This is a genomic window from Jejuia spongiicola (assembly GCF_023502325.1).
Lineage (GTDB): Bacteria > Bacteroidota > Bacteroidia > Flavobacteriales > Flavobacteriaceae > Wocania_A > Wocania_A spongiicola.
Genome location: NZ_JAMFLZ010000001.1, coordinates 598,333 through 612,837, shown reverse-complemented (window position 1 = coordinate 612,837; position 14,505 = coordinate 598,333). Strand labels below are relative to the sequence as shown.

The window sequence follows — 14,505 nt, the reverse complement described above, 5'->3', positions numbered from 1 at the left end:
CTAAAATGAGTACAAAACAAAGAATTCAATCAGTAGATATCCTTAGAGGGTTTACCATTGCTGCGATGATATTAGTTAATACTCCCGGAACTTGGGCTCATGCATACCCCCCTTTACTTCATGCCCCTTGGCATGGATTGACACCTACCGATTTGATATTCCCTTTCTTCTTGTTTATAGTAGGGATTTCAATATCCTTTGCATACAAAAACAAATCAAAAAATTGGAATACTTATAAAAAAATTATTATTCGCAGCTTAAAACTTATTGGTCTTGGGCTATTTTTAGCTTTATTTTTACCCTATTTTCCTTTTGCTAAAGATATAGAAATGTTAAGGTTTCCTGGTGTTTTACAAAGAATTGGCATAGTGTTTTTAATTTCTGCTATACTATTTCTTAACTGCAATTGGAAAGTCTTATTTTCAATTGGCTTACTTATTTTAATTGGCTACTGGTTGTTTCTAGGGTTTGTTCCTTTACCAGATGGGACTTTACCAACTTTTGATAGGGCTGCTAACAATTGGGCAAATTATATTGACTTAAATGTTTTAGGAAAACACATGTGGAAACCAGATTATGATCCTGAAGGTCTTTTAAGTACATTGCCAGCAATTGTAACAAGCATCTCTGGTATTTTAGTAGGTCTTATATTATCAAAAGAGAATATTAATAAGCTGACTTATTTACTAATGGTCGCTATATCGTTATTAGTTAGCGGTTATATATTTAGCATTTGGTTTCCAATAAACAAAGCTATTTGGAGCAGTAGTTTTGTATTGGTAACTAGTGGGTGGGCAACTTTAATTCTAGTAATTATCTACTACTTAACGGATGTATTACATTGGAAATTTGGTACTATTTTTAAGTATGTAGGCTCTAATGCTATTACTATTTATTTTTTATCTAGTTTTATTTCTAAATCATTTTACTTAACAAAAGTTAATCAACAAGAAAATATTCATTCTTGGTTGTATAATAACATATTTGTACAGCCCTTTTTAGCAGATAAATTGTCTTCCTTATTATATGCCTTAACTGTAGTTCTTTTTTATTTGTTTCTAGGATATATTTTATATAAGAAAAAGATTTTTATTAAAGTTTAGTTTTTATCAAAAAAGTAAGAATAGTTTGCTAACAAAAAATTCTTGTATTAAACATATTACAACAAAACAGCTAATAAACATTAGCATCTCTAAAAAAGAACGCTAAACATTAACAAATGTTTAGATATTTTTTAAATTGCACAAAAATTAATTAAATAGCATTATCAAAAAACTACTAGAAAAATCTATTCCTCTAAATAAAACTAGTAAAAAAGACTTATTTGATTTACTATACAACATGCATTATTCCTTGTTGTTGCAAATTGTTCAACAATATGTCCCTACAAATGAAGATGCTGAAGAGGTATTGCAAGATGTTTTTATAAAAATTTGGAACAACATTGACCAAATAGATGTAAATAAAAATATTACAGGCTACTTATTTAGAATTACAAGAAACACTTGTCTTGATTTTTTAAGAAGTAAAAGACACGCCTTAGCTTTAGAAACAAACTCGTTGCAACAAAAAAACTTATTAAATTTTCACGCTTTAACAAATAACACAGCCTCAACAATAATTGAGAATGAGCTTATTGATTTAATTAATGAAAACATAAAGTTACTTCCAGAAAAATGTCGTTTAGTTTTCATTAAAAGTAGATTTGAAGGTAAAAAACACAAGGAAATTTCATCTGAGCTTGACATATCTACAAAAACCATAGAAAATCATATAACAAAGGCAATCAAGCACTTAAGAAAGTCTTTGAAAGATTATTTACCTTTTTTATAATTTTTTTTAAAACCCACTAAGGGGTACACTTACTTTTCATCGTATTATATTGTAGTAAGGCTATCTACATGAGTAATAAAGAAATATTAAAATTAATTAAAGGGCAACTCTCTCCAGAAAAAGAAAAGGAGGTTGTAGATTGGTTACTTAATAATCCTAAAAAAAGGAAACAATACGAAATACTTAAAGCTAAAGAAATAGCTAAAAACTTAAGAAAAACAAGTAAATCATCTTCAAGGCATACAATAAAAAGAATATACAAATATGCTGCTGTTATACTTGTAGTAATTACTTCCTCTTTGTTAACATGGCAATTATCTAACAAGAATGATTTTACAGATAGTGAACAAAACGACACTTCTTTAGTTTTAGTAACTACACAAAAAGCTGAGAAAAAAGTGATTTTTCTTGAAGATAGTACTAAAATAACTTTAAATTCAAATAGTGCTTTATCTTATCCTAAGCATTTTAAAGGCAATACTAGAGAGGTAGTTATTAAAGGAGAAGCTTTTTTCGATGTCACAGAAAATGAGCAAAAACCTTTTATAGTTACTACTAATGAAGGTCTAAAAATAAAAGTACTAGGGACCTCATTCAACGTCAAATCCTATCCTGAGGATAGAAAAATGGAAACGACTTTAGTTACAGGAAAAGTAAAAGTAATTGAAGAGCGCAAAAATACCATTGTTGAATTATCACCATCACAAAAAGCCACCTATTTAAAAAGTGAAGATAAAATGATAGTTGAGCACGTAAAAACTGAAAACTTTACAGCGTGGAAAGAAGGAAGGTTAATCTATAATGACACTCCTATGCGTGATGTCATTAAAGATCTCGAAAGAATGTATGATTTGAAATTTGATGTATCATCAATTAAAATACTCGATTACAAATACAAAGGCGAATTTAATAACTTAAATATAAATCAAATATTAGAGTTGTTCGAAATATCGTCACCAATAACATATTCAATACAAAAAAATAATATTATAAGATTAAACATTGAACAATAAAAGGGTAAGTGGTGCAACACTTACCCTTTAAGCTAATCATTTAGCACATCTAGTATTAAATAATTAAAACCAAACAAAAGTATGAAAAAAAAGCAACACTTTTTTTCAAAAATCCCTATTCTTCGGATTATGAAAATTTATTTAGTTTTACTTTGCATATCGCTTACAAAAATTTTTGCAAGTGATGCCTATTCGCAAAACATTACATTAAACGCCGAAAATGTAGAAATCAAAAAGATTCTAACAGAAATTGAACAAAAAAGTAATTTTAGCTTTTTTTACAATAGCAGTATTGTAAATGTTGATTTAAAAAAATCTTTAGCAGTTGAAAACATTGAAATCAATGAAGCATTAAGTCTATTGTTTAGTAATACAAACATAGACTATAGTTTTATGCGAAATCAAATAATATTATACCCTAAAGATAGACCTGAACTTAAATTAAAAATTGAAAATATTTTTAGAAAAAAGGAAACTAATATTACATCCTCGTTAACTCCCAAAATGGTTACAGAATACATTAAATCTGTACTTCAAACTAGTGTTAGCGGTAAAGTTGTAGATTCTAAAGGAGATCCTTTACCAGGAGTTACTGTATTGATAAAAGGGACTCAAAAAGGAACTTCAACAGATTTTGATGGAAATTATTCTATTAGCGTAGAAAATTCAAATGATGTCTTAGTATTTTCATATATAGGGTTTTCCACACAAGAAGTAGCAGTAAACAAGCAAAGTATATTAAACATAACATTACAAGAAAACACCTCTGAACTGGATGAGGTTGTTATTGTTGGTTACGGAGCTCAAAAAAAGGTAAACCTAACGGGTTCTATTGCTACAATAAAATCTGATGATATTGTTAAAAATAGCACATCAAATGTTAGTAGTGCTTTATCTGGTAGGTTAGCTGGTGTAATAACTATACAAAGCTCTGGAGAACCTGGTGGTGATGCTGCAAATATTAGAATTAGAGGTCTTAGCTCTTTAAATGATAATTCACCATTAGTTTTAGTTGATGGTATTCCAAGAGCTTTAAATAATATTAACTCTAATGATATTGAAAGTATTAGTGTGTTAAAAGATGCCGCAGCTGCAGCAATTTATGGAATGCGAGCAGCAAATGGAGTTATATTAATAACTACTAAAAGAGGTAAAGGCAAAACCAGCTTTAACGTAAATATGTATTCTGGTATACAAAAACCAACCAGAATGCCTGACTTCTTAGATTCGTTTAATTATGCTACGCTTTTAAATGAGGCTAATGCAAATGACGGAGTACCGGCAGCATATTCTGATGATGATTTACAAAAGTTTTTAAGTGGGTCGGATCCAAACACACATCCAAACACAGATTGGATCGATGAAGTCTTAGATTCGGCATCTTCAATGCATTCTATAGACATTTCAGCTAGCGGCAGTAATACAGAAAATACAATAAAGTATTTTACTTCATTAGGCTACTTATACCAAGATGCTATTTATGATAACAATAACTATGATCGCTTCAATTTTAGATCAAATATTGATGTAGATGTTAATGAAAATATACAATTACAAGCAAATTTTTCTGGAGCTGTAGAAAACAGAAAGCGTCCTGGAGTAACTGCATCTACATTATTTTCTAACCTTATGAGAACCCCCCCAACTGAGGTAAACCAATATTCAAATGGAGGTTATTCAATATTTGCTCAACAACCATTTATTGATAACGGATACAGAGAAGAAGAGGATTTTGATTTTCAATCAAAAATAGCTCTAAATATTAAGTTTCCATTTTTAGAAGGTTTAAGCCTTACAACTCAAGTTGCTTATGACCGATCTGCTGGTGGAAGTAATAATAATAGAGATAATTTTACGGGCAGTGTTACTTCCTTTAATGTTCCTAGAACATACACTCTATTTGACCCTTCAACCGGAGAATTTTCCTTAAGTACACCCGCTGATAGAGGTGAATCAGCTAGTTTATCAGAATCAAGGGCAAAAGGTTTTCAGCTAACAACAGAAGCTATATTGAATTATTCAAAAATTATTGATAAACATGATTTTGGAGCAAAATTTGTTTATTCAAGAACAAAGACAGAATATAGTATCCTAACTTCTGGTATTAGTAATTTAACAGGTACATCAACTCCATTATTTATTGCTGGTGATGCAGAAACTAGGTCTATTTCAAATGGTACATTTGAAACTGCGATTTTAGGTTATGCAGGACGATTTACTTATGCCTTTGACAATAAATACTTAGTAGAATTTAACGGAAGGTATGATGGGTCTTATAAATTTAGTAAAAATTCCAGATTTGGTTTTTTTCCATCATATTCTCTCGCGTGGAGAGCTTCTCAAGAAGCGTTTTTACAAAACTCAAAAACTATAAGTAATTTAAAACTAAGATTCTCCTATGGTGAACTTGGAAGCGATGCAGGTGTAGGTCCTTTTAGGTATTTAGAATTTTTTGGTTTTGGAGGTCCTTTTATAGACAATTCCAATGTTTCTCAAACTATTTCTAGTAGTGGTTTAGCTGATGCTGCAACAACTTGGGAAAAAGCGAAAACTTATAATTTAGGACTAGAATTAGGGCTATGGAACAATGCTCTAACTTTAGAAGCTGATTTATATTCTAAAAGAACTAGCGATATTTTAACTACAAGATCCCTTCAGGTTCCTAGTACTTTTGGAGCTTCATTACCTTTTGAAAACATAGGGGTTGTAGACAATAAAGGATTTGAAATTATTTTAAATCATAAAGGACAAGGTAAAGATTTCGATTACTTTGCAAATTTCAATTTCGGATATTCAAAAAATAAAATAGTAGATATAGCCGAAGCTGATGATGTAGATCCGTTACGAAAACTTACAGGAAGGCAAATACAAGCTCGTACCCGAATTGGCTTTATTGCAGATGGTTTATTTTTAACACAACAAGAAATTGACGACTTAAATGCCAGTGCTCCTGATGGCGTGTACCAAACTCAAAATCCACAACCAGGTGATATTAGATATGCAGATATTACAGGAGATGGGAAAGTAGACAATGATGATAGAACAATTATGGGAAAAGGCAATGTCCCTGAAATTACTTTTGGTTTAAATTTAGGGTTTAATTATAAACAATTTGATTTTTCAGCATTGTTTCAAGGTGCCGCAAATTTTGACATGTACTTGTCTAATGAATCCGCTTGGGCCTTTTTTAACGGTGGAAAAGTATTTGACAGACATTTAGGTCGAGCTCAAATAGGTGCAGATGGTAATGTTACAAATACTAATGCAGCCTACCCAAGGTTAACATTAAATAATAATGCAGTAAATGAACGTACTTCTTCTTACTGGTTGATGCCAGGGGACTATGTGCGTTTTAAAAATGTTGAAATTGGTTATACGTTTCCTGAAAACATAACTAATAAAATAGGTGTTAATAGGTTAAGAATCTATCTTAATGGAAGAAACCTAGCAACATGGTCAAAAATAAAACATTTAGATCCTGAAAACCCACAACAAAGAGGTTGGTTTTATCCACAACAAAAGGTATATAACTTAGGTGTAAATCTACAATTCTAAAAAAAAAATTATGAAAAAAATAAAACTTTTATTTTTCATAGGATCATTTATTATATTACAATTTTCTTGTACCAGTGATTCTATTGAAGTAGAACCCCAAGGTACTATTTCCTCTGAAGTAGTATTTACAGATCCTGCTTTTGCAGAAACATTTTTAAATGCAGTTTATAACAGTGTTCCTCATGGTTTTAACAGAGGTTGGTATATGCTAGATGCTGCTACAGATGATGGAGAGAACTCATATACATGGCCAGCATCTAACACTCAGTTTAATACGGCCAACATAACCTCAAACAACTCAGCTTTTAATGGGTTATGGGGTAATGCTTACTTTCAAATAAGACGATTAAATAACTTTATTCAAAATTATGATCAACTAGAAGGTACAGATCAGGTAAAAAACAGATTAAAAGGAGAAGCGCACTTTTTAAGGGGCTATTTTTATGCTCTACTTTTAAAAACTTATGGAGGTGTTCCAATTATAACTGTTCCTCAAGAATTAACGGATGATTTATTGGTTTCAAGGAATACCACTGATGAAACATTAAACTTTATTGTGTCCGAATTAGATACTTCAGCAGATTTATTTGCTAATGCAACCAGTGCTTCATCAACAAGAGGTTCGTGGGATGCAGCCATGGCATTAAAGGGGCGTATGTTACTGTACGAAGGTAAATATAATGAATCTGCAACAGCATCTAAGCAAGTATTAGATAATACATCAAGAACTCTTGACAGTGATTATGAAAGTGTTTTTGTAACAGACGGTGCTTCAGAAGTTATTTTCGATACTCAATTTAGCGATCCTGATAAAACACATTGGGCAAATTTATTCAACACTCCAAAATCTACAGCTTCAGTAAGTGGTTGGGGAGGAACAGGGCCTACTCAAAATTTAGTGGACCAATACGAAATGCAAGCCACTGGTTTATTACCAGAAGAAGCAGGTTCTGGTTACGATTCAAATAATCCTTATTCAGGAAGAGATCCAAGGTTTGACGCCTCAATCTTATATGATGGCTCACAATGGAAAGGCTTAACCTGGGAATTTAGACCTGGAGGGTTTGCAGGTATTGCAACCAGTGGGGATTTTACAAGAACTGGATATGGCTTAAGAAAAATGATTCAGGAAGACAGAAACCACGGAGATGGTAGTACACAACACTGGATACATTTAAGATTGGCCGAAGTGTACTTAAATTATGCTGAAGCCTTAATTGAATCTGATACGGATTTAGGTTTAGCGGTAGATGCTATTAATACAGTAAGAAATAGAGCTAATATGCCGCCAATAGTAGTAGCAAGCCAGTCTGAATTAAGGGCTAGGGTAAGGCGAGAACGAAGAGTTGAACTTGCTTTCGAAGAACATCGTTTTTGGGATATAAGGCGCTGGGGTATAGCTGGCAGTCCTGAAGTATTAACTATTTACAGAGTAGACATGGATACTAATGGCAACCTAATAGATGACGGGAAAGAGATTTGGGAAACCAGAACTTGGAATGATGCAAACTTAAAATTTCCAATTCCTCAAGGGGAAGTTGATAAAAATTCAAATTTAACTCAAAATTCGGGGTATTAATAGTTTCCCTATAAAATAGTTTGAGTTAGTTTAGTTGTAGATAGAACCTGTTTTTAGTTTTAAAATGGGTTCTATTTTTTAAATAAAATCTTAAGAAATGAAATAGTATCTTAAAAATATTTAAGTGTTACCACAAAACAAATAATATAAGCACATGAAAAGAATCACATTTTATTTATTGATTTTCTTAATGGTATATGCTTGTAAAAAAGATAACGCCACTAAAATAAAGCAAACACAACCTATAGTTGAAGAACTAGAAGATCTTTTTACGGTTCTGCCTCCTGAAAAAACAGGTATTTTCTTTTTAAATGAACTCAAAGAGAATTTAAGTAATAATGGATTGTACTACGAATACTATTATAATGGAGGAGGTGTAGCTGTAGCAGATTTTAATAATGATGGTTTAATCGACATCTATTTTGTAAACAGCACAACCTCAAATAAACTTTATCTTAATATTGGAGATATGCGGTTTAATGACATTACCAAATTAGCAAATGCAGGTGGAGGTTATGGGTTTGGAACTGGAGTTACTTTAGTTGATATTAACAATGATGGCTTAATGGATATTTATTATTGCAAATCTGGCAAGCTTAAAGACCCTAATAAACGAAGAAATGTGCTATTAATAAATTTGGGGATTGGCGATGATGGTAAACCTAAATTCGAAGACCAAGCACAACAATATGGCTTGGATATACCAGATTTTACGACACAAGCTACTTTTTTTGATTATGACAAAGATGGTGATTTAGATATGTTTTTATTAAATCATGGTATAGATACTTATGATGAAAACAATTTAAAAAATCTTATTACTCAAAAGTCTGATCATAGAGGAAATCGCCTCTACAAAAACAGTAATGGGAAATTTATCGATGTAACTGATGAAGCCCAAATAATTAATACCATGATTGGATATGGGCTTGGTGTGGCTGTAGCAGATTTAAATAATGATGGCTGGCCAGATGTATACGTAGGTAATGATTTTTCTGAAAAAGATTTTCTATACATCAATAACCAAAATGGTACGTTTAGAGAAGCATCTTTAGAAGCCTTTAAGCACATCTCTAACTTTTCTATGGGTAATGATATTGCCGATATAAACAACGATGGTCTTTTAGATATTATGGCAGTAGATATGATGGCTGAAGATAATTTTTCTCAAAAAACAAGTATGAGCGGAATGGCTCCAGAAAAATTTTATAAAAATTCTAGCCTTGGTTTACATCATCAGTACATGTATAACACATTACAACTAAACAATGGAGTAAATAAAGAAACAAACACGCCTATGTTTTCAGATATTGCCCAAATATCAGGAGTTTCGAGCACCGATTGGAGTTGGGCTCCTCTATTTTTTGATATGAATAATGATGGAAATAAAGATCTCTTTATTTCAAATGGAATAAAAGGAGATTTTAGAAACAATGACTTTGTTAATTATAGAAAAGAAAAACAGGCAGAAGTTATTAAAAATCAAAGTGTAGAACCAAAAAGTTATATCACAGATATTTTATCGAAAATGCCATCTCGAAAAAAGAAAAATTATTTTTACGTAAACAATGGCGATTTAACATTTAAAAAGCTTGACATAAAGCATAATACCACAAATTCCAATGGTGCAGCTTATGCCGATTTTAATAACGATGGAGCTATTGATATCGTAGTTAACAATTCCTCAGGCCTATCCTTTATTTATAAAAACAACGCAACTTTAAACAACTATTTAAAAGTAAAGTTAAAAGGTACTAAACAAAATCTTAATGCTTTAGGAGCACGTATTGAATTATATTCAAAATCTACCCAGCAGACTATAGAAAATCATTTTACACGTGGGTTTCAATCTGCCATGGCAGACGCTATTCATTTTGGTATAAAACAAGACAATATAATTGACAGCTTAAAAGTCATTTGGAATGATAACACATACCATGTTATTAAAAATATAAAACCAAATCAAACTATTACGGTTTCATATGAAAACGAAAATGTTTTAGAAACTAAACTAGTAAAAGCTTCAGAAGGTGTATTTACAGATATTACTGAAAAATCAGGAATAAATTTCAAACATGAAGAAAATAATTTTAATGATTTTGAAAAAGAAGTGCTCCTACCTCACAGAATGTCTCAACTTGGTCCTGCTCTAGCAGTTGCTGATGTTAATAATGATGGTCTTGATGATTTTTTTATTGGTGGTGCAAAAAATCAAAAAAGCGAATTGTACATCCAAACCTCTTCTGGTACTTTTAACAAAAACATAAATGTATTCGCTTCAGATAAGAAACATGAAGATGTTGGAGCTGTTTTTTTTGATGCCGACAATGATGGTGATAAAGATCTTTATGTTATAAGTGGAGGTACAGAATTAAAACCAAATGACAACTACTATTTAGATCGTTTTTACGAAAACAAAGGCGATGGTCATTTTATTAAAAACACTTCAGCAATCCCTAACATAACCTCAAGTGGACTACGTGTTTCTCCTTCTGATTTTGATAACGATGGTGATATTGATTTGTTTATTGGTGGCAGAATAAAACCTGGATTTTATGGTCGTCCAGTTAACAGTTACTTATTGGAAAACATTTCAAAAGATGGTACAATAAGTTTTAAAGATGCTACTCAGAAATCAATTCCGGAATTAGTAGAACATACCATGATTACTGCCTTAGCTTGGGCAGATATAGATCAAGATGGAGATTCTGATTTGCTTTTAGCTAACGAATGGGGAACTATAGAACTGTTTATTAATGGTTCTGGAATTTTCAGCAATAAATCTGCTGAATATGGTTTGTCCGAACATGTTGGGTGGTGGAGTTCGATTGAAGTAAGCGACATTGACAATGATAATAATCTTGATATTATTGCAGGGAATTTAGGTTTAAATTATAAATACAAAGTAAGTTTTGATAACCCTTTTTATTTATACTTAAACGATTTTGATGATAATAATACTGATGATATTGTTTTAGGTTATAGTCAAGAAAATAAAGTATATCCTGTGAGAGGAAGACAATGCTCCTCTCAACAAATGCCTTTTATTAAAGAGAAGTTTAAAACTTATAACGATTTTGGATCAGCTGATATAAAAGATATATATGGCGAAAAGCTATCTGAAGGTATTTCCTATAAAGCTACTTATTTTGCATCAGCTATATTAAAAAATAAAAACGGAAAATTTGAATTTAATGCTTTTGAAAATAGAGCACAATTATCTTCTGTAAACAAAATTTTAATTGACGATTTTAATAACGACTCTATTAAAGACATTTTACTATTAGGGAACCTTTACGGGTCAGAAGTTGAAACCCCAAGAAACGATGCCAACTACGGTTTTTTTCTTAAAGGTAATAATGCTAATCAATTTGAGTTTGTTTCTAATGCCATAGCCAATTTGTGGGAAAATGGCGATGTAAAAGATGCTGCTTTTATAACAGTTGGTGGCACTAAATCTATATTAATTGCTAGAAATGACGATACCTTATCGTTGCTAAAAATCAATACCAAAAAATAAAAAATTAATGAAACCTTTATACCTATTAATTCTTAGCTGTTTTATATCATTTTATACAACTGCTCAAGAAGTTGCTACATTAAACTCTGATTACTTAAGTGTTTCAATTGACAAGGGGTTTCCAAGAATCATTGGATATAAATGGAAAGCTAATAACGCTAATCTTTTTGGCAATGAAAGCACTTTAAACATTATCAAATTAAACCATAAAGAGTTTATCCCTAAAGTAAAATCAGAAGTTAAAAATGATGCTATTTATTTTTCCTTAAATATTGATGAAATCGACTTACAAATCGATTTACATATTAAAGTTGTAAAAAATACCGTTATTCTAAAATTTGATAATGTAACCGAAAAAGGAACGTTCAAACTACACACTATTGAAATTCCTAATCATAATTTATTAAGTATAAAAAGTAGCGAAAAAGACGCTCAATTTTCTGGTTCTAAAATGTACACTGCCATTAAAGGTAATGGTGATACATTTCAAAAGTTAACAAGAAAAACGCCCACTGATAGTGTTGCAAAAGGCTATCTGTACACCATAGTAAACAACAATAAATTAGCTGCTGCCTTATGGACTAATGCCGTTGAAGAAAAAACAGATAACAATCGTATTAAAAAACAAACTGTAAAACAAGGCAGTAAAATAGTAACTAGTATTTGGAGTGGTTCTTGGATTTATCGAGCAAATCAAGCAACAATACCTAGTCCATTGCCAGAAGCAAAAATTGTGATTACTAATGATGTTAATAACGATTCAAAAATTGATTGGCAAGATGGGGCTATTGCTTACAGAGATATTTTAAATACACCCATAGGTTCAGAAAAAATTCCAAATATGGTGGTACAGCGTATTCCCATGAATTTTAGTAGCCAAGCCACTAATCCGTTTACTAAATCATTAGAAGAAACCAAACGTATTTACTTAAACACTGACGGTTTGGGACAATATGTTATTTTAAAAGGTTACGGATCTGAAGGTCATGATTCTAAACATCCAGATTATGGAGATATTGGCCACAGACAGGGAGGCGCTGAGGAGATGAATATACTTTGCAATGCTGCCAAAAAATATAATGCATCAATTGGTGTACATATAAATGGTACAGAATCATACCCTGAGGCGAATGCATTTAATGAAATTTTGATAGATAAAACCAAACGGGGGTGGAATTGGTTAGACCAATCTTATTATATGGATAAACGCTATGATGGTGTTTCTGGCAATAGATTAAGGCGATTGAAATCTCTTAAAGACCAAGTACCAGAATTAGATTTTTTATATGTAGATGTTTGGTACGCCAAAGGCAGTTGGGACAGCAGAGAACTAGGGCGAGAAATTCACTCACTAGGGTTGTATTACACTACAGAGTTTCCACAAGACCATGAATACGATGCTGTCTGGAATCATTGGGCAGTTGACTATAAATACGGTGGCACCAGTATTAAAGGTTATAATAGTAAGATAGTTAGGTTTATTCGAAACCATCAAAAAGATACGTGGATTGCCAAACACCCTTTACTTGGCGGGGCAGAAATGGTAGACTTTGAAGGTTGGCAAGGTAGAATTAATTTTGATGATTGCATTGGTATTACATTCGATGTAAATTTACCTACCAAGTATTTACAACATTTTCCTATTTTAAAATGGGAAGACCAATCCATTACTTTCAAAAACAATGTTATTGTTTCAGATGTTTTGGGTTACAGAACTATTACTAAAGATGGTAAAATCATCTATAATAAAAACTCTTATCTCCTACCATGGAGTCCTGAATCTGAAGAAAAATTATATCACTGGAATTCAAATAAAGGAGAGACTACATGGCAATTACCAAACTCGTGGCATGATATTACCTCGGTTTTTTTCTATGAACTATCAGACTTAGGAAGAATTAACGAACAAGAAATTAAGGTTAAAAATAGTAATGTAACGCTTTCCGCAAAAGCGAAAACCCCCTATATTATTTATAAAAAGAAACAAAAAAATGAAGACGTAATCTGGAGTGAAGGAGCTTTAGTAAAAAACAATGCTTTTAACAGCGGTGACCTAACAAATTGGACCGTAGATGGAGATAATGCTATCATTAAAAGAAACTATAACGGCCAATACGAACTCCACATTGAAGGGGGTAATGAAGCCAGTGTGAGCCAAACTTTAAAACGATTGCCTAAAGGCCATTATTATGCTTCAGTATACATTAATTCAAAAAATAGAAAAGCGATTTTAGGTGTTAAACATGAGCGTGGAAATGATTTTAACTATACAAAAAATTCACTGTGGGAAAACTTTATAGCTGCTGATAGCAAACATGGCTCAAAAATGCAACGCATGTATGTACATTTTGATGTAAAAGAATACCATGAAGATGTTGAGTTATATTTAAAAGCAGAAAAAGGAAATAGTGCTGTTGTTTTTGATAATATTCGTGTAAAACAGATTCAACATACTATGAAACCTGATAGCATTTATTTCAAAGAAGATTTTGAGCATGTTCCATCTGGTATTTATCCATTTGTAAAGGGTCCTGCTGGTGGTGCGAATGATCCTAGAATCCATTTGGCAGAACTCCATTCCCCATTTACACAAAAAGGTTGGAATAATAAAAAAGTAGATGATGTTATAAGCGGAAAATGGTCGCTAAAAATACATGAGAATGTAGAAGGGTTAGTTGTGCAAACCATCCCTCAAAATCTACGTTTTGAAGCAAACAAAAAATATAAAGTTTCTTTTAATTACCAAGCAGAAGCAAAAGATTATTCTTTTGTTATAGGAGATAATACCGAAATATTAACAGAACATATTATTAGTCCTCAATTTGAAACACAAAAATATGTGGTCACATTTACAGGAGCTGCATCAGGAAATTCATGGTTTGGCTTTATAAAAAACAATAAAAACGAATCGGATCTTATAGTTGATGATATTGAAATAATAGAGCTTAAATGAGGTTTTAAAAGAGTGAGCTTATAGTTCTAGTAAATTCTATTGATTTTAATAT

The 14,505-nt window shown here is 31.6% G+C and carries 7 protein-coding genes; all 7 read left to right on the top strand.

The window, feature by feature from the left end; translation table 11 throughout:
• Positions 1-5: 5 nt before the first annotated feature.
• The 7 genes from M3P09_RS02850 to M3P09_RS02820 all read left to right on the top strand — a co-directional run bounded on the left by M3P09_RS02850 (position 6) and on the right by M3P09_RS02820 (position 14,453).
• On the top strand, positions 6-1,103 hold the full coding sequence (locus M3P09_RS02850; RefSeq protein WP_249971944.1) for an acyltransferase family protein: 1,098 nt from the start codon (positions 6-8) through the stop codon (positions 1,101-1,103).
• 160 nt (positions 1,104-1,263) lie between these two features.
• Positions 1,264-1,833: an RNA polymerase sigma-70 factor gene (locus M3P09_RS02845; RefSeq protein ID WP_347709792.1), complete on the top strand. Its 570-nt coding sequence runs from the start codon at positions 1,264-1,266 to the stop codon at positions 1,831-1,833.
• Between the two features lie 68 nt (positions 1,834-1,901).
• On the top strand, positions 1,902-2,846 hold the full coding sequence (locus M3P09_RS02840) for a FecR family protein (RefSeq protein ID WP_099564734.1): 945 nt from the start codon (positions 1,902-1,904) through the stop codon (positions 2,844-2,846).
• An 81-nt stretch (positions 2,847-2,927) separates the two neighbouring features.
• A complete protein-coding gene (locus M3P09_RS02835; RefSeq protein ID WP_249971943.1) occupies positions 2,928-6,401 on the top strand; it encodes a TonB-dependent receptor in 3,474 nt (1,157 codons plus the stop codon).
• A 10-nt stretch (positions 6,402-6,411) separates the two neighbouring features.
• Positions 6,412-7,980: a RagB/SusD family nutrient uptake outer membrane protein gene (locus M3P09_RS02830; RefSeq protein ID WP_249971942.1), complete on the top strand. Its 1,569-nt coding sequence runs from the start codon at positions 6,412-6,414 to the stop codon at positions 7,978-7,980.
• A 154-nt stretch (positions 7,981-8,134) separates the two neighbouring features.
• Entirely contained in the window at positions 8,135-11,500 is a 3,366-nt protein-coding gene (locus M3P09_RS02825) for a VCBS repeat-containing protein (protein WP_249971941.1), read from the top strand.
• 7 nt (positions 11,501-11,507) lie between these two features.
• A complete protein-coding gene (locus M3P09_RS02820) occupies positions 11,508-14,453 on the top strand; it encodes an endo-alpha-N-acetylgalactosaminidase family protein (protein ID WP_249971940.1) in 2,946 nt (981 codons plus the stop codon).
• Positions 14,454-14,505 lie beyond the last annotated feature (52 nt).

Coding starts and splice junctions, on each gene's coding strand:
- M3P09_RS02850 (WP_249971944.1), top strand. CDS start 6: ATGAGTACAAAACAAAGAATTCAATCAGTAGATATCCTTAGAGGGTTT.
- M3P09_RS02840 (WP_099564734.1), top strand. CDS start 1,902: ATGAGTAATAAAGAAATATTAAAATTAATTAAAGGGCAACTCTCTCCA.
- M3P09_RS02835 (WP_249971943.1), top strand. CDS start 2,928: ATGAAAAAAAAGCAACACTTTTTTTCAAAAATCCCTATTCTTCGGATT.
- M3P09_RS02825 (WP_249971941.1), top strand. CDS start 8,135: ATGAAAAGAATCACATTTTATTTATTGATTTTCTTAATGGTATATGCT.
- M3P09_RS02820 (WP_249971940.1), top strand. CDS start 11,508: ATGAAACCTTTATACCTATTAATTCTTAGCTGTTTTATATCATTTTAT.
- M3P09_RS02830 (WP_249971942.1), top strand. CDS start 6,412: ATGAAAAAAATAAAACTTTTATTTTTCATAGGATCATTTATTATATTA.